This window comes from Enterovibrio qingdaonensis (genome assembly GCF_028683135.1).
Classification (GTDB): Bacteria; Pseudomonadota; Gammaproteobacteria; order Enterobacterales; family Vibrionaceae; genus Enterovibrio; species Enterovibrio qingdaonensis.
This window is the reverse complement of sequence record NZ_JAJUBB010000004.1, coordinates 40,745-58,143: the sequence shown is the minus strand read 5'-3', so window position 1 is coordinate 58,143 and position 17,399 is coordinate 40,745. Positions and strand designations below refer to the sequence as shown.

Genomic DNA, 17,399 nt, shown 5'->3' with positions numbered 1-17,399 from the left:
TAGGGGCAATACTCAATTCATTATTGTTAAGGCATAGCAAGGCGTTTAATTGTCTAAAAGATTAGAAGAAATTTATCGTCAGGAGTCTTCAAAAATACTGGCGGCACTCATTCGTATTTTTGGCGTGGAAAACGTTGAACTGGCGGAAGACACGCTGCATGAAGCGTTTGGGAAAGCGTTAGTACATTGGAAGGAGAACGGCGAACCGGAAAACCCCGGAGCATGGCTGATGCTAACCGCGAAAAACCATGCGATTGATGTGATTCGAAAGCACCGCAACAGCGTGGAGTTTGCGGACGATCTCTCTTTGCTGTTGGAGAGTGAGTGGACGCTGGTAAGTACGGTAGATAAATCGTTTTCTGAAGAGGCTCTACAGGAAGACATGCTGAACATGATTTTCTGGTGTTGTCATCCGCTCGTGAAGGTGGAAAACCAAATTCCAATGATACTGAAGACCCTGTGTGGATTTAGTTTATCGGCGGTGTCTAAGGCACTAATATTACCTGAAGAAACGGTGAAGAAGCGCTTGGGTCGAACCCGGCAACAGCTTAGAAAAATTCCTTTGAATCGCCCAGATGCTGATCGAATGTCACAGGCCTTAGATACGGTTCACGTCTCCTTATACCTCTTGTTTAACGAAGGCCTTTATAGCACTGATGAAAATACGCTTATTGATGTCGACTTTTGCAAAGAGGCAATGAGTCTGCTTGCGAGGCTTATTGCTGCACCACACGTCGCCAACCGTGAAACCCTGGCTCTGTATGCCTTGATGCATTTCCATATGGCAAGGCTTCAATCTCGTGTCGATGAGCAAGGCGCGCCTGTGCCTTTAGATCTTCAACAGCGAGAACGTTGGGACAGGGTGCATATTCAACAAGGGTTGCAATGGTTAGCGTTTGCAAAAACGGGTCTGGAAGACGGGGGTATAAAATATCGCTTTATGCTGGAAGCTATGATTGCCAGTGAGCACAGCAAGGCAGCATCGTTTGGCGACACTAACTGGCAAGAAATCGAGCGATTGTATGATGCCTTATACGGTGTGACAGCATCGCCGGTATCGTTGCTGAATCAAGCTGTGGCAAATGCGTATTTGAATGACATGGAAAAAGCGATTGCGCTAGTGAAAGAAGTGAACGATGAGAAACGTTTGAGTGAGTCACATTTACCGGACGCAACCTTGGCGCATATCTTCGCCAAAAGCGGCGATGAGACTGCAGCCCGTTTCCATGCTAAAGCCTCAATGGCGAAAGGCGGCACTCAACAAGAACAACAACTCATGTTGTCCCAAATTGAGCGCCTGTTACGTGGTTAGCAGTTGCCCATTTGGACGACTTCACGCACTTGCAAGCTAACGCCCGGAGAAAGGAAGATTGGGCATTCGTTGGCGATTTGTAATGCCTCTTCCATAGATTCTGCTCTGACAATCGAATAACCACTTACCAACTCTTTCAGTTCGGCGGCGGCGATGTCTGTGACGACTTTGTTCGGATCCATGCGTTTGCCCGAAAAGTGCAATGGTGACCCGCCAGTGACCAATTGATCAGTGGCAGCGAGCTTTTCCATCCATGCTTGCCATTGCCCCATAATCGCGGCCATTTCATCGGGCGTTGATTTCATTGCCCAGTCCGGATCGCCACCTTGATAGATAAACATAAAGTCTTTCATGCTTGTTACTCCGTGTAAGTGATTGAGGTTGAGATTAGGCTCTCGGTAAGACAACGAATGAGAAAAATAAAAAGGGACACTTTTTTGTGTCCCTTTTAAAAATAGTTCGAATGCGATGAATTGTGTGCTGTGGTTTAGAGAATGATATGTGGCAGATAGCGGGCAAGATCTTGGGTGATCAGTGACGCGTCTTCACGAATGGAAATGCCAGCGGCGCGATCATTAACAAGCCAACTGCCGATCAGTGTGTAATTATCGCCAAACTTGGGAAGCGGCTGATATTGCTGAATAATGGCTTGGTGCTCGTTATAGGGGCCATCGGTTTTGAACTGGGTTTTTCCGCCTCTCACCACTTTGATGTTTGCCCCTTCACGGGAGAATAGAGGCTTGATGACATAGTTCTCTAAGCGTGATGCGTTGGCATCGTCGGCGAAGTAGGCGGCCAGTAAATTAGGGTGATTAGGATGACGCTTCCAAAGCATCGGCAGCAGGGCTTTATTCGACAATACTGACTTCCACATTGGCTCAAGCCAGTTAATTGTGGCTGAACCTAAATGCTGGGCGTATTCCTCGCCAAACATAAACTCCCAAGGATAGAGTTTGAACATCCAGCGGATCTCGCGGCCAGAAGCATCAACAAATTCACCGCGGTCATTGAGGCCAATGTCTTCAACATAAACAAAGCCTGTAGAGAGCCCGGCTTCTTTGGCGCAGTCTTCGAGATATTGCACTGTTGCTCTGTCTTCTTCGGTGTCTTTACAACAACTAAAGTAAAGTCGCTGACCCGGTTGTCGACGCGACAATTCGGCAAATCTTGCGAGGATATAGTCTTGCAGAATATTGAATTGGTCTGCACCTTGGTGAATCCGGCCACTGTCGACAACGTCTTCCAGCCATACCCACTGCCAAAACCCAGTCTCGAACAATGAGGTTGGCGTATCCGCATTATTTTCATAGAGTTTGGCTGGGTTAACGCCGTCATAGGCAAAATCGAGCCTAGCGTAGAGTGAAGGATCTTTTCGTTGCCAAGATTGGCGGACGAGATCCCACATTGCTTCTGGGATCCCGAATCGGTGGAGTAAAACTTCATCGCGCACAACCCGATCAACCACATCCAAACACATCTGGTGAATCTCTTCGGTTGGCTTTTCCAGATCGTCTTCTATTTGTTTTAGATTGAACTGGTAATAGGCCGTTTCATCCCAATAGGGTTCACCGTACATGGTGTGAAAACCAAACCCATATTTTTTTGCTAACGCCCGCCAGTTGGGGCGTTCAGATATGTCCCTGCGAAACACAGATTACCCACCCCGGCTCGATGAGACTGTTTTTCCAAATCCACCCCGAGACATGACCTTACCGATGGTTCCGCTCGACTTAGTGGTAGAGCTGGTGGCGACTTTGGCTGTTTTGCCAAAGGATCCGCTTAGCTTGTTGCCATTACTGGAGTACAAGCCGCCACGGTAACGATAAACAGGCTGTGAGTAATACCGCTTCTTCTTCTTTTTGAAATAATCGTCATCTAGCGCGTTGGCAAAAAAGAACCCCGCCAGCGCTGGCATAAACCAAGAGCCGTATCGCTCACAGCCATCTTGAAAATCGTTTTCACAGGCATATTGATTTTGGTAGCGAGGTGCATCTTGTGCTGCCTCCTCTACGGCATCTTTATAGGCAATCTGGCACTGTGCGACTTCTTCAGGAAAGGCGTTCGCGCACTCTTGCGCGTTCTGGAACACAAAGCCTTCGGTTTGTGGTTCAAAGAAACACCCTGAAATGCCGCCGACAAAGGTAAATGGAACCGCTTTTAGTGCTTTGTTCATGGATGCGCGTTTTACATTTTGACTTCGCTTCATGACTGTCTCCCTTTAGTAGGTCAGGCATGCTGCATTCAAAACGCCGATCGAGACAGACACGACTGCCAGAATAATGCCGGCGGGAAGTTCATCGTTCTCGATGCGTTCTGTTAGCTCTTTGAGAAGGAGAAAACGGACAATGGCAAATGCAATGAACTGCGCGACCATTGCAACGATACCCCAGACCGCAAAGTCGACGATATCGACCGAGTTTTTCGCTGCGCCTGCAATGGCAAGGCAATAGCCAAGGAATGCCCCGCCAAGAGCAACGGCAGCCGTGACGCTCTTCTGATCCTTTATCAATGCCCACTCATCATAGGGTGTGACTCGAACATAGATAAACTTAAAGACCAGAACGAAGATGAGGGATGTTGCGAAATAAATCAGAAAGTTCGGCAAGCCAGAAAGCAGCCCCGAGAGCATATCCATATACAGATTCCTATTGGGTCACGTTTTTTGAGCATAGTGTGTCGTTAGCAACATTGCCCTTACAGTATCGAATTTCTACGGTGGTTTTTGTTTTAAAAGTGAACAAGATAGGATCTGAGGCTGAGAATGCGATGTACTTGGACTGAAAATGAAAAAGCGCGTGGCTGAATCAGGCCACGCGCTTTGGATACAGTGCTTTAAATGCTGTTGAAGATCAGAAACCTAATGCAGGTCAAAAGCCTTTGTTTTTGCGGTTTTGCTTTTGAACGTCATACACCATTTGGGTAAACGCTTTGTCTTTGGCGCGTTTGGTCGCAATGGTGGCAGAGTTTCGGGCATCTTCGCGTTGCAGCTTTTGGTAGTTGTTGAGGCGTCGCTCATCAATTGTACCTGCGTTTAAAGCAGCACGGATCGCACAACCCGGTTCGTTGTCATGCTGACAGTCACTGAAACGACATTGTGCTTCGAGTTCTTTGATGTCGGCGAAGACATTGCTGATGCCTTCTTCAGTATCGAAGATTTGAAGCTCACGCATTCCCGGTGTATCCAATAAGACTGCGCCAGACGGCAGACAATGTAAACTGCGCGAGGTGGTGGTGTGTCGGCCTTTGCTGTCGCTTTCGCGAATGCCACCTGTTGCTTGAACGTCATCACCCACTAAGGTGTTCACCAAGGTGGATTTACCCACGCCCGATGAGCCCATAACGACAAGGGTTTTACCCGTCTTAAGCCAAGGTTTCAGTGCGTCGATTGTGCCTGCATCTAGGCCATTCACCGCTTCGACATATAACATTGGCGAGAGTGCTTCTACCGATTGCTTTCTGTCGTACATGGTATCTTCGTCGACCAAGTCTTTCTTGGTTAAGATCACCACAGGTTCAACGTCAGCCTCTGAGCACATGGCCAGATAACGTTCAATGCGGTTCAGGCTAAAGTCGTTGTCGAGTGCACACACAATAAAGGCGGTGTCGACATTCGCGGCGATAAGCTGCTCTTTGACTTTTGAACCTGCCGCTTTTCGGGCAAACAGTGATTGTCTGTCTAACAAACGCAGAAACTGTCCTGCATCGTCAAGCAATACCCAATCGCCCACCGTCATAGACGGAAACGATGGATGGATTTCTAAAGGTGTTGTACCGCTTTCACTGACAAGAACGAACTGGCTTCTGTGGTGCTCAGCAATACGTGATACTTGCGTGTTTTCGTAGTCGTCGAGTGTCAACTGCTGTTGGAATACAGGTTGCCAGCCAAGTTGGTTAAGCGATGAAAATGATGTCATTGGTATTTCCCTACGCACAGAGTCACGCTCTGTGAGATAAAATTACAGCGTTAGGTAGGGTCAATGCTACAAATATGGACCCCGGTTTTATTCACCGGGCAAGATGGGTTTCAAACTGATTGGAAGGAACGGTATGAAGGTTGTTTACGCGTTACTTCTATCAGCGAGCAAATCCTGCCGGGTGGGTCATCGTTACAATCATTTTATGCCTCCTGGTTTTGCCACGGGTATTCATGACGTTCTCGCGGCGAATCTAACATGAAGATCTTTCGGGTGTAAAGCCGTTGGTAATATCAATAGCACTTCTACAAGTTCATTGCAGAGCTTCAGGCAAAATAGGGGCGAAAGCCCCTTATTTTCACTATTGATTTACCACGAGTCGGTTTCGATTATCTCGACTCGCTTTGATCAATTCATCGCCCTGCTCAATACTGTCAGACTTCACCAGACGGTCATACAGGACAACGTTAACCGTCGCGGCTAAATTCATACAGCCAATCGTTGGTACATAAACCACGTGATGGGCGTTTTGAACGATATCTTTTGCAATTGAACCGTCTTCTGGGCCGAAGATGTAAATTGCTTTCTCTGGGTGTTGAAAAGAGGGAAGAGACGTTGCACCAACGGCGAGTTCAACGCAGACAACTTCTATGCTCTCATCCAAGCTTTCTGTTAACGAAGCAACACCAGTCAACGGAATGGTCTCGATGGCATCTTGCGTGTCGGTATAAAACTTTGCCGCCCTGTCATAACGCACGCCGGTATAGCGCACTTCACCCGCTTGATAGCAGCGAGCCGCTCGCAATACAGCACCCACGTTGGATGGGCTTTTCGGGTTATCAAGCCCAATTATCACGGTAGTGTTGTTCATTGCGAGTATCTCTTATGTTTCTTTGTCCGGGTAAAGCCGTGAGTTGTTCTGGCTTTAGAAAGGGCGGCATTCTAGCAAAGGGGAAGGCGTTTCCAAACCTCTTTGCGAGAGAGAGGGTTTGAAACGTTTACGCCATCCAACTTCGAATGAAAGCGTTGTGATCAGGAACCGCAGCCAGTGCTAGCCTAGTTTATTCTTTCAATTAACCCAGTTTGTATGGCGTATGCGATCATTTCCGCGGTCGAGGAGATATCGAGTTTGTGCTTAATGTTCTGGCGATGGGTTTCAACGGTTCTGACGCTAATATCGAGTGCTTGAGCGATATGTTTACTGCTTTTGCCTTCGGTGACCAATAGCAAAACGGTTATCTCTCGCCGACTGAGGGCAGACTTAGTGACGGCACCATTCGGACTTTCTTCCTTCGTGTTAAACAGTGCTTTACTGGCTGATTGGCAGAAGTAGCTTGCACCAGAGTGAACGGTTTCGATGGCTTTGACCATTTCTTCTGCTGAAACGTCTTTGAGGATATAGCCAGACGCGCCGCATTGCATGACTTCCAATATGTACTCGCGGTTGTCGTGCATGGTGAGCATGAGAATTTTAGTGTCAGGGTGCTCTTGTTTGAACAGGGCGGTTGCATCTAGGCCGTTAAGTATTGGCATGGATATGTCCATCAGCACCACATCAGGGTTTAGCAATTTTGCTTGCTCTAACGCTTCGACCCCGTTGCTGGCTGTGCCGACAACCGAAATCCCCTTTTCGCTATCGAGCCTCGCGATAAAGCCTTCAATGACAACGCGATGATCGTCGACCAGCAGTACCTGAATGTCTTTTGTGCTTTCACTCATTCGTACATGCTCCCCGACGCCGTGTTTGCCTCTATTGCTGATAAGTCTAACAGCACCATGATTTCTGTGCCGTTCGCAGTATTCGCACTGATTTCTAGGTCTCCCCCAATAAACTCAATGCGTTCCCGCATATTCCGTAAACCAATACCTCGACCTTTGAGGGCTTCTGATACCTTAAACCCAATACCATTGTCTCTAATGATGAGCTGGAGGTGCTCACCGAGTAGCGAGACTTCTATCTCGACGCGCGAGCTGCCGCTGTGCTTTTCAACATTCACCAACGACTCTTGAACAACCCGATAAAGCGTGGTGACCACATCGGGCGCGAGAGGAATGTCGATGCTGTCGAGGTGGGTATCGACGCGAATGTTGGTAGCTGCGACAAAGTCTGCCGCAAGGCTTTCAAGCGCGGCAGTTAGACCAATATCGTCCAACGTTGTTGGGCGAAGCGTACGCGACATTCGGCGCACCTCGCTTATTGCCATGACCAAAGAACGTTCACTTTGCTGCAGGTGGTTAAGCTCTTTTGGTTCATTGCGGTACAACACACTTTTAGCCAGTAACTCCAAATGGCACTTTGCTGAAACCAGAAGCTGATTAATCCCGTCATGAAGTTCACGCGATAGGTGTTTTTTCTCATCTTCTTGCATCATCACGGTGCGATAGGCGAGCTCTCTGAGGCGGGCATCAGCGATGCGATGTTCATGCAGGTTCACCGCAAGTGCAATGACAATCATTATGACGACAGTGGTAATGAGCACGACAATAATCGCCAAATAGGTGGTATTGATGCTTGCCTGAACGGCAGTTTTTACTTCTTCAATTTGGCGTCCAATATCTTCGATGTATAACCCCGACCCGATCATCCATTTCCATTTAGGAAGCCAGATGGAATAGCTGAGCTTTGGGACGACTTCGTTGGTTGACGGTTTGTGCCAAAGATACTCGTGAAAGCCGCCACCTGCTTTAGCAGAAGCAATCAGATTCTGAATCAAAAAATCGCCATTGGAATCTTGAAGGCTAATCAAGTTCTGGCCTTCAAGCTCGGGCATGATGGGATGAACAAGGTTGTAGCCATTTTCGTCGTAGACAAAGAAGTAACCGTCACTTCCGTAACGCATTTTTCTCAGTATCTCGAGCACTTGCTGTTGTGCCTCTTTATCATCAGGACCCGCGTTCCCGTATATATGTTCAATACTTTGAATGGCTAAATTGACATAGTCTTTGATGGACTGCTCGCGAGAAGAAAGTAGGCTGGCGCGAAAGGTCGATACCTCTTTCACGCCTAATGACTCCGCTTGTTGGATAGTGATCCAACCAATCATGTAACTGATGACAATCAGCGGGATCACCGTCAGCAAGATGATTTTAAGTTTGAGTGTCATTATCTGCTCTCCCTGAGCGACCGCCTAGTTCCTTTTTCAGTGTAGAACGTCACAACCCTATGCCTTCTCACCTTGTCTCCATCATCAAGTTCTGAGTGAAAGACGTTGTCTAAAATCCGTAGAACTCGGGCAACAACAAGATGCTGGCGAGAACGGCGACTTGAATGAAAATAAATGGCATCACACCCCGATAGATATCCCGCGTTGTAATACTTTGCGGCGCACAGCCTTTTAGGTAGAACAGACTAAAACCGAAAGGGGGAGTCAGGAAAGATGACTGCAGGTTCATGGCAATTAAGATGGCAAACCAGGTCATATTGATGCCCATTAGCTCTGCCACCGGGGCAAGGATCGGCACGATGATGAAACAGATTTCCACAAAGTCGATAAAGAAGCCCAGAAGGAGTATGACCAGCATGGTGATGATGAGAAATCCCCATTTTTCTCCCGGCAACGCCAGCATCCATTCTTCGACTAAATAGTCTCCCCCAGTATAGGTAAATGCCATAGAGAACGCGGTAGCCCCAAGCAATATTCCAAATACCATCGCGGTTACTTTGACGGTTTCAAACGCACTGGCATAAAGCAACTGCCACGAAAACTGGCGGTAAATCATCGACAGTGCAATGGCTCCAATGCCTCCAAGTGCGGCAGATTCTGTGGGAGTCGCAATACCCGCAAAGATAGAGCCTAATACCACGATGATTAGCGTCAGCGGGGGAATCACCGCTTTTAGCGCATCAATGACTTCCTCTCGACGGCTTTGACCTTCAATGCGCTCCATGGCACGAGCGGCTTCAGGGTAACGAAAAGCGATGTACAGAATGTAAAAAATGTATGTGCCAACCAGAATTAATCCGGGCCATATGGCTGCCTGAAACAGGTCGCCAACGGGAATACCGAGCACATCACCAAGTAGAATGAGGACGATGGAAGGCGGAATGATTTGCCCGAGTGTGCCTGACGCACAAATGGTGCCGCACGCGAGCCCTTTGTTGTATTGATATTTGAGCATGACGGGTAAGGAGATTAAGCCCATCGCAACCACGGATGCGCCTACCACGCCTGTTGAAGCTGCAAGCAAACTTCCCACCAAAACAGTGGATATCGCGAGCCCACCTCGCACGCCGCCAAACAGCCTTGCCATAGCCTCAAGTAACTGTTCGGCAAGACGCGTTTTTTGAAGGACTAAGCCCATGAAAACGAACAAGGGTACTGCCATTAATACGGTGTTTTGCATGATGCTCATGATACGAAACGGCATGAATGCGAAAATATCGGCACCTTCAGCCCATACGCCAAAGAGCAGTGCGATCCCACCAAAAGTAAAGGCCACGGGAAAGCCAATCAGTAAGGCGAACAGGGCAACGACAAACATGATAATGCCAATCATTGGAAGCTCCCTGATTCAGCTGGACGGAAGAGACGGTTAAGGGCATTGAGGATCATCCCGAACCCTGTGACGGCAATAAAAAAGAAGGAAAGCGGGATCATGGCTTTCACTATCCATCTGTGGGGTAAGCCCCCCGGGTCGCCACTGCTTTCGCCAAGTTGTAATGATTCGTTGGCGAAATCGATGCCGAAGACGGCGACGAGCACCGCAAAAGGCATGAGGAAAAACAAACAACCGAGTAAATCAACGAGTGCACGCGTTTTTTCACTCCAACGCTCGTAAAGCACATCTATTCGCACGTGTCCGCCTGCCTTTACTGCGTAGGGTACGCCCAGCAGGAAAACAGCGGAGAAGAGGTGCCATTCCATTTCTTGCAGCGCGATGGAAACGCTGTCGAATGCGTAACGCATCACCACGTTATAAAACACATTCAACATCAATAAGAGAAAGAGGGAACTGGCTACCCAACCGAGCGTATCTGCAACGCGGTTTATTAGCCGTTCCAAGACAATCAGGCTTTGCATAATGACATCCTGTTCAAGCAAATCTAAAAAAGCGCCGAGATACAGCTCGGCGCAAAACGGCTACTCGGTAGTCTGCTGACTGTTGAGGTAGGCCTTGTCAGAAATCGTTGTCCAGCGACGTGCTTTGGTGAGGTAATCGGCTTGTGAGTCGAGGATCTTCTTGGCTTGCGCATCATTAGCAGCGTGCTCAGCGAGCAGCGCATCGTTGGTAGTTTTCATGGCAGCAAGCACAGATTCTGGGAACTGTTTGACTTGGATATCTGGGTAGTCTTTCAACATGGTTTCCCACGCGTCTGCACTGGCATGGGCGTTTTGGATGTACATGTCATACGCTGCGGTGCGCATAGCAACGCGGAGAATCTCTTGCAGGTCTTCAGGCAATCGGTCCCAGCTTCGTTTGTTGACAAGAAATTGCAGTTCTGTCGCAGGCTCATGCCACCCTGTGTAGTAAAGCGGTGCCACTTTGTGGAAACCCATGCGCAAATCGAGCCCCGGCCCCACCCATTCGAGCGCGTCAATCGTGCGGCGTTCAAGGGCAGTGTAGAGTTCACCAGGGGCGATGTTCGTTGGGCTGGCACCCAGATTGGCGAGTACCTCTCCAGCAAATCCTGGAATACGCATTTTCAGCCCATTAAGGTCTTCAACGCCATTGATTTCTTTTTGAAACCATCCCCCCATTTGAACGCCGGTGTTTCCGCCGGGAAATGAGAGCAAGTTATGCGGCGAATAGACCTCTTCCATTAACTCCATACCGCCACCGTGATAGAACCAAGCGTATTGCTCAGAGGCAACCATCCCAAACGGCATGGTGGTGAAGTACAAGGTGTTGGGTACCTTGCCTTTCCAGTAATAGGAGGCAGAATGGCCCATGTCGTATTGACCCGCTTTGACCATATCAAATACCCCAAAAGGGGCTTTATGTTTGTTCGAGGAATCGATACGAATTTGAAGGCGACCGTTAGACATTTTCTCCGCCATGGCGGCCATATTTTTTGTCGCATCGCCAAAAATGGGGAAGTTTGGCCCCCACGTTTCAGCGAGCTTCAGTCGATAGACTTTTTCAGCAGCAAATGTCGAGAAACTTGCCGTTGTGAGTAGGGTGACAGCACCTAATATGAGCAGCACTTTCTTCGCGCTTTTTGTAACAATGTTCATGGTTCACATCCTTTTGATGGTTGCGTTTTCGCTAGCAATGATGTGAAACATTTTTTTAACAAGATAGCCGTGTTATTTCGCACGTAGCGGCACGAATGGGGTAGGTTTTGTCAGTGATTTCCTCGGTAAGAATACGTAGTGGAGCGGCAGGTGTGAGGCGCAACTGATTGATTGTGGCCCTTTGTTGACGGTGTGACTCAAACAAGAAACTACGTAGTTTCTGAAAAGGGTGAATAAAGAGTTTTTAGTGAATTTTGTGATGTGGATGTAACAATGAATCCATTCTGTAGTGTGCTTGCATATGACAACGATCCTTTCTAAAGCGCGGTCTTAAGCTGTTGTCTGTGATCTATCAGTGGTCACTCTGTGGTTCTCTTCGTGGGGACTGGAGTAATGTTTGAGATGGCTTTGCGCTGATTACATAGAAGCAGTTGAAATAAAGGGAGGTAACGGGATGCGTGACCTCCTATTCAAGTTCTAACTTGTACTTTCCACAACAAACTTCAGATGTGAATTCATTGCCTGCTCTGCAATATCGGCGTCCCCTGATTTAATCGCGTCGAAAATTTCACAGTGATGCTGATAGTTCTTCTCGTGCTGCTCTGAATACAACTCTTTGCTTCGTGCTTTGATCAGCCAATCAATAAATGTCGTGTACAGATTGGTTGCAATAGGGTTGTTGATGCACTGAATGATCGCGATGTGAAAATCGACATCGGTTTTCACGAACTCATCGTAATCGCCAAGGCTATTCTTGTTCCTCAGCAGTGCCAATTCCAAACGTTTTAGATCATCTTCTGTGCGATTTCTCGCTGCTTCGCGGACGATCGCGACTTCGAAAAGCTGTCGCAACTGTTCGAACTCTTTTTTCTCTTTTGCTTGAGACAGAATACCTATCGCCATCCCAGAGACATTGCTGATCACTGTGTCCATGCTTGGGCGCGTCACGCGAGTTTTCTCACCGCTTTTGATTTCTACCAGTCCCTTTTGAGACAGGCGCTGCAAGGCTTCGCGAACTGATGGGCGGCCAACGTTAAAGGCGTCCATGAGATCGCGCTCAGACGGCAAGGTATCGCCTTCCTTCAACGTGTTGTTGATGATCATGCGTTCCAATTCATCAGCAACATGGTCAGAGAGCTTCTTCTTTTTCAGCGTAGGCACTGAGTTTTTAGCAAAGATGTCCATTTACGTTCTCATTAATTTAATTATTTCAATAGCTTATATAAGATTATGCGCGATGTAGAGCAAATGTCTATGTTAGCCAGATCACAACTCTAACACAATTACACTTTCACGTGATCATACTCACAGACAGTATACTGGTATAACAGGATACTACGCTCGAATTTGATTTCCTACTACTGAATTAAGAGAGACACCATGAATCTTCAAGGTCTATACGTTGCAACCCTAACGCCGTTCTCTGCGGATGAATCCATCAACTTTGATGATCTGCAATCACTGGTGAAGTTTAACTGTGCAACGAACCTGAATGGTCTTTACGTAGGCGGCTCAACAGCAGAAGCATTCCTTTGCAGCACTGAAGAGCGCATTGAAGTTCTGAAAGCCACTGCAGACGCAGCAACCAGCGACAAAACCCTGATCGCGCATATCGGTGATATTTCTACGCGTAAAAGTGAAACGTTGGCACGAGCAGTATCAGACTTGCCTTACGCAGCGATTTCAGCGGTAACACCGTTCTACTACCCAGTGGGTTTTGAGCAACTTAAAAAACACTACCAAGACATTATCCAAGCGTCTGGTAAGCCGATGGTGGTTTACAACTTCCCAGCATTCGCAGGCATGAACCTGTCTGGTGAGCAAATCTCTGAGCTGATGAACATTGAAGGCGTTGTTGCCCTGAAACAAACGTCTGCAAATCTTTACCAAATGGAGCAAATCACGCGCGCGAACCCGGGCAAAACCGTTTACAACGGCTTTGACGAAATTCTGGCATCAGGCCTGATGGCAGGCGCAGTGGGCGGTATCGGTTCTACTTACAACATCCAAGCGCAACGCATTGTTGATATTCAAGATGCAATCGTAAACAGCAACACCAAAGAAGCGATTCGCTTGCAGCGAGAAGCCAATGAAGTGATTGATGCGCTGGTAGCAGGTGGCGTGATTCCATCTCTGAAATACGTGTTGAAAGAGAAAGGTGTGATCAGCAATGACACCTGTCGCCGCCCAATGAACGAAGTGTCAGCAGAAGCGAAAGTGAAGCTGAACGCGTTGATGGAGCGTGGCTTGTGTTAATCGGTTTAGATATCGGCGGGACAAAGATTGAAGGCGTACTGCTGAAATCAAGCACGCTGGATCTTATCGAAAAAATCCGTGTTGAGACGCCAAAAACACATTATCAAGACTTTTTGGCGGCGGTTGAGGGAGTGATTGATTCACTCTCCCAACAGGGCGAAGTGCTTTCTATCGGGATTGGTTGCTGCGGCTCTGTAGACAGTGAAACTAGCCTGATGAAAGGCGCAAACATCCAGTATTTAAACGGTGAAGCCTTTTTATCAGACCTCGAGAAACGCTATCCGGTACCGGTTGAAATTTCTAATGATGCCAACTGTTTGGCTATCTCGGAGTTTAAAACGGGTGCTGCGCGAGCGGCGAACGATTCATGCGCAGCCATCATCATCGGTACAGGGTGTGGCGGTGGCATTATTGCTAACGGCGGCATTATCGAAGGGCGCAATGGTTTGGGTGGCGAAATTGGTCACAACCCGTTGCCGCATTTTTCTGAAGAGAAAGATGGTCAGCCTGTGCAGTGCTATTGCGGGTCAATGAATTGTATTGAGTCGTTTGTGTCTGGTACTGGGTTTGAACGCACGTATGCCTTGAAACACTCGCCGCTGAAAGCCGTCGAGATCTTCAAGAATGCAGAACAGGGTGACGAGGCTGCGCGCGCTCATATCGAACACTATTGCGACCAGTTAGCAAGAGTCATGGGCTCGATTGTGAACGTTATCGACCCCGAAGTCTTTGTGCTGGGTGGCGGGCTTTCGAATCAGGACGTGATTTACCCCATCGTCCAAGAAAAACTGGCGCAATACACCTTCACAAAATCCGTCAACACCCGTGTTGTGAAGGCTGAAAACGGTGATTCAAGCGGCGTGATTGGTGCAGCCATGCTCCCGCTGATTAAACAAAAAATCAAAATCTAAATTTTGGATGGCGCGAATGCGCTGTCCTCTATCCAAAAGGAACGCGAAATGAATATCAAAGCTCTTTCTGCCGCAATTATCGCAGCTGTATCCTTTAACGCGTCTGCACTGACGCTTCGTTTAGCGGACACCATGCCAGAAGGCGTGCCGAATGCACAGGGTGTTGCCTACTTTGCTGAGAAAGTGGAAGAGTACTCTGACGGTGACATCAAAGTTAAAGTCTTCTCTAACGGCATGCTGGGCAGCGAGCGTGAAAACGTGGAACAGCTGAAGCAAGGTGTGGTGGACATGGCACGCATCGGTGCGGCGACATTGGATTCATTCACGGGTGCGGTTAAGCCAGTAACCCTGCCATATGTTTTCTCTGACACCGACCACCTGATCCGCGCAATGGATGGCGATGCAGGCCAAACGCTTTATGCCAACATGGCGAAAGAAGGCATTCACGCAATCAACTACTTCGTTATCGGTGCGCGTTCTTTCTACACCAAAGAGAAGCCAATCAACACGCCAGATGATTTGAAAGGCATGAAAATCCGCGTGATGCCGTCACAAATGGCAATCAAAACCATGGAATTGTTAGGCGCGTCTCCAACGCCACTTCCAATGGGTGATGTGTATGCAGCATTGCAACAAGGTGTCATCGACGGTGCGGAAAACGCGCCTCAAGCACTGATCGAACACGGCCATGGCGATGTCTCTGACTATTTCTCATTCGATGAGCACTTCAACTACCCAGAGTTCATTTTGATCAGCGAGAAGGCAATGAAGCGCCTGTCTCCAGAAGAAATGGACATCATCAAACGTGCGGCGAAAGAAGCCACCACGTACGAAATTAAATTGGCGAAAGACGCAGTTCAGCACGCGATTGATAACGCGAAAAACGTCACCTTTAACCAAGTGGATAAGTCACTGTTCCAAGCGAAAGTGCAACCTCTTTACGATGAGCTGATTGCAGAAGACGCATCGGCAAAAGTCATCATCGACCAAATCAACGCAGTACGTTAATTAATTTTCAATCTACGAAAAGGGCATGCGAGTGCCCTTTTTTGGACGTGTGGGTATGAATAAGATAATAAATAAAGGGATGGAAGCGATATTGGGTTCAATGTTCGTTTTCATGCTGGTACTAACTATCTGGCAAGTTGCTTCGCGATTTATTTTTAACGATCCAAGTACATTCACCGAAGAAGCACTTCGTTTCCTTATTATTCTGTTGGTAATCATTGGTTCTGGCTACGCAACACATAATGATTTGCACTTCGGTATGACCCTTTTCAGCGGTGCACTAAAAGGCAAAAAGAAGAAAGCGATTATCATCTTTAACCAAGCGATTTCTCTTCTCTTTAACGTCAGCGTGTTCATTTTTGGTGGCTATGTTTCGGCGTCTTCCAACATGACGCAAATCTCACCTGTGCTAGGTATTCCTCTGGGCATTGTTTATGGCGCATTCACCGTCTCTGGTTTTATCTGTGCCGCTATCTGCCTAGTGAAAATTAAAGAAACCCTGACCATGAAAGAGGCCGCGTGATGGACATTACCCAATTAGCCGTATTTCTTCTGCTTTCTGTTTTTGCGGTTCTTCTTATCTCGGGTGTGCCAATCGGTATCACCATGGTATTGGCGGCGCTGGTCTCCATCATGCCGTTCATCCCGTTGGAAAGCTCAATCTTCATTGCAACACAAAAGATGTTTGCGGGTTTGGACAGCTTTGCGCTGATCGCACTGCCGTTTTTCATCTTTGCGGGTAACATGATGAACCGCTCTGGTGTAGCGGATAAGCTGATTGATTTCTCGAAGTTGCTGGTGGGCTTTATTCCAGGAGGTCTGGCGCTGACAAACATCATGGGTAACATGGTATTTGGTGCGATTTCAGGTTCAGCGATTGCTTCTGCAACTGCAATGGGCACAACGCTGACCAATGCACAGCGTCGTGAAGGCTATGATCCGGCGTTTGCTGCGGCAACCAACATTGCCTCTGCACCAACGGGCATGCTGATCCCACCAAGTGGTTTGTTCATCATTTTGTCGCTGGTCTCGGGTACGTCAATCTCATCATTGTTTATGGCGGGTTATTTGCCGGGCATTTTGATGGGGCTGTCTTGTATGGTAGTTGCTGTTTACTACGCGAAAAAAAATGGCTACCCAGTAACGAAATTCCCCGGCATTAAAAATGCAATCCGCATTACGTTAGAAGCCATTCCCGTACTTAGCCTTGTTATCATTGTTATGGGCGGCATTCTCTCGGGCGTGTTTACGGCAACGGAAGCCAGTGCTGTCGCATCGCTGTATGCCATCATCCTTGCTGTCGCATATCGCAATACGTCATTTCAAGATTTCTGGGCGGTAGTCATTGATACGGTGCGTGGTTCTGTACCTGTGCTCTTCATGATTTCAGCGTCTGGCATTATGTCTTGGTCATTTGCATTCACTGGCATTCCTGATCTGGTGAAAGACTTCCTTGGCGGTATTCCAAACCCGCTGCTGGTGATGCTGGTTATCAACATCATGCTGCTCGTGATTGGTACCTTCATGGATGCGACGCCAGCAGTACTGATTTTCACCCCAATCCTGTTGCCTGTTGCGGCCTCTATTGGTGTCGATCCTATCCACTTCGGCGTCATCATGGTGTTTAACTTGTCGATCGGCATTATCACGCCACCGGTAGGTACCTTGTTGTTTGCGGGCTCTGCCGTTGCGGGCGTACCAGTCGAGCAGGTTATAAAGCGATTAATTCCTTATTTCGCTGCACTGTTCGCCATTCTGATGCTGGTGACCTACGTGCCATCTATCAGCCTTGCTCTGCCTAAAATGTTTGGATTGATGTAAT

At 48.0% G+C, this 17,399-nt stretch carries 18 protein-coding genes; 6 read left to right on the top strand and 12 right to left on the bottom strand.

The features are described 5' to 3' along the window. The first annotated feature begins 49 nt into the window (after positions 1 to 49). Positions 50 to 1,312 carry an RNA polymerase sigma factor gene (locus LRP49_RS07270; RefSeq protein WP_274141277.1) on the top strand — a complete coding sequence of 421 codons (1,263 nt, stop codon included), beginning with the start codon at positions 50 to 52 and terminating at the stop codon, positions 1,310 to 1,312. Here LRP49_RS07270 and LRP49_RS07265 read toward each other — a convergent pair. From LRP49_RS07265 to LRP49_RS07210, 12 genes are all read right to left on the bottom strand, one after another. Beyond that, positions 1,309 to 1,665 (bottom strand): YciI family protein, encoded by a 357-nt coding sequence (locus LRP49_RS07265; protein WP_274141276.1) that lies wholly within the window; start codon positions 1,663 to 1,665, stop codon positions 1,309 to 1,311. The genes LRP49_RS07270 and LRP49_RS07265 overlap by 4 nt on opposite strands. Before the next feature lie 134 nt (positions 1,666 to 1,799). Then, positions 1,800 to 2,963: a glutathionylspermidine synthase family protein gene (locus LRP49_RS07260; RefSeq protein ID WP_274141274.1), complete on the bottom strand. Its 1,164-nt coding sequence runs from the start codon at positions 2,961 to 2,963 to the stop codon at positions 1,800 to 1,802. A gap of 3 nt (positions 2,964 to 2,966) precedes the next feature. Continuing rightward, positions 2,967 to 3,518, bottom strand: coding sequence for a DUF1190 domain-containing protein (locus LRP49_RS07255; protein WP_274141273.1), 552 nt, complete (start codon positions 3,516 to 3,518; stop codon positions 2,967 to 2,969). Between the two features lie 12 nt (positions 3,519 to 3,530). Continuing rightward, entirely contained in the window at positions 3,531 to 3,947 is a 417-nt protein-coding gene (locus LRP49_RS07250; protein WP_274141272.1) for a DUF350 domain-containing protein, read from the bottom strand. A 232-nt stretch (positions 3,948 to 4,179) separates the two neighbouring features. Next, positions 4,180 to 5,226 (bottom strand): ribosome small subunit-dependent GTPase A, encoded by a 1,047-nt coding sequence (rsgA, locus tag LRP49_RS07245; RefSeq protein ID WP_274141270.1) that lies wholly within the window; start codon positions 5,224 to 5,226, stop codon positions 4,180 to 4,182. A 361-nt stretch (positions 5,227 to 5,587) separates the two neighbouring features. Then, positions 5,588 to 6,097: an RNA methyltransferase gene (locus tag LRP49_RS07240; RefSeq protein WP_274141269.1), complete on the bottom strand. Its 510-nt coding sequence runs from the start codon at positions 6,095 to 6,097 to the stop codon at positions 5,588 to 5,590. A gap of 185 nt (positions 6,098 to 6,282) precedes the next feature. Next, positions 6,283 to 6,945: a response regulator transcription factor gene (locus LRP49_RS07235; protein ID WP_274141268.1), complete on the bottom strand. Its 663-nt coding sequence runs from the start codon at positions 6,943 to 6,945 to the stop codon at positions 6,283 to 6,285. Next, on the bottom strand, positions 6,942 to 8,330 hold the full coding sequence (locus tag LRP49_RS07230; RefSeq protein ID WP_274141266.1) for a cache domain-containing protein: 1,389 nt from the start codon (positions 8,328 to 8,330) through the stop codon (positions 6,942 to 6,944). Before LRP49_RS07230 ends, LRP49_RS07235 begins: the two co-directional genes overlap by 4 nt. A 109-nt stretch (positions 8,331 to 8,439) precedes the next feature. Continuing rightward, entirely contained in the window at positions 8,440 to 9,723 is a 1,284-nt protein-coding gene (locus LRP49_RS07225; protein WP_274141264.1) for a TRAP transporter large permease, read from the bottom strand. Further along, positions 9,720 to 10,247, bottom strand: coding sequence for a TRAP transporter small permease subunit (locus LRP49_RS07220; protein ID WP_274141262.1), 528 nt, complete (start codon positions 10,245 to 10,247; stop codon positions 9,720 to 9,722). The genes LRP49_RS07225 and LRP49_RS07220 overlap by 4 nt, the downstream gene beginning before the upstream one ends. A gap of 60 nt (positions 10,248 to 10,307) precedes the next feature. Then, positions 10,308 to 11,402: a TRAP transporter substrate-binding protein gene (locus tag LRP49_RS07215; RefSeq protein ID WP_274141260.1), complete on the bottom strand. Its 1,095-nt coding sequence runs from the start codon at positions 11,400 to 11,402 to the stop codon at positions 10,308 to 10,310. Between the two features lie 477 nt (positions 11,403 to 11,879). Next, positions 11,880 to 12,587: an FCD domain-containing protein gene (locus LRP49_RS07210; RefSeq protein ID WP_274141258.1), complete on the bottom strand. Its 708-nt coding sequence runs from the start codon at positions 12,585 to 12,587 to the stop codon at positions 11,880 to 11,882. Between the two features lie 195 nt (positions 12,588 to 12,782). Here LRP49_RS07210 and LRP49_RS07205 point away from each other — a divergent pair, with 195 nt between their 5' ends. The 5 genes from LRP49_RS07205 to LRP49_RS07185 are packed head-to-tail and all read left to right on the top strand — an operon-like array spanning position 12,783 to position 17,398. Then, positions 12,783 to 13,658 (top strand): N-acetylneuraminate lyase, encoded by an 876-nt coding sequence (locus tag LRP49_RS07205; protein ID WP_274141257.1) that lies wholly within the window; start codon positions 12,783 to 12,785, stop codon positions 13,656 to 13,658. Then, positions 13,652 to 14,569: an ROK family protein gene (locus LRP49_RS07200; RefSeq protein ID WP_274141256.1), complete on the top strand. Its 918-nt coding sequence runs from the start codon at positions 13,652 to 13,654 to the stop codon at positions 14,567 to 14,569. Before LRP49_RS07205 ends, LRP49_RS07200 begins: the two co-directional genes overlap by 7 nt. Positions 14,570 to 14,617: 48 nt before the next feature. Continuing rightward, positions 14,618 to 15,577, top strand: coding sequence for a TRAP transporter substrate-binding protein (locus LRP49_RS07195; protein WP_274141255.1), 960 nt, complete (start codon positions 14,618 to 14,620; stop codon positions 15,575 to 15,577). 55 nt (positions 15,578 to 15,632) lie between these two features. Next, complete coding sequence (locus tag LRP49_RS07190; RefSeq protein WP_274141254.1) at positions 15,633 to 16,100, top strand: TRAP transporter small permease; 468 nt, start codon at positions 15,633 to 15,635, stop codon at positions 16,098 to 16,100. 5 nt (positions 16,101 to 16,105) lie between these two features. Further along, a complete protein-coding gene (locus tag LRP49_RS07185; protein WP_420791529.1) occupies positions 16,106 to 17,398 on the top strand; it encodes a TRAP transporter large permease in 1,293 nt (430 codons plus the stop codon). Position 17,399 lies beyond the last annotated feature (1 nt).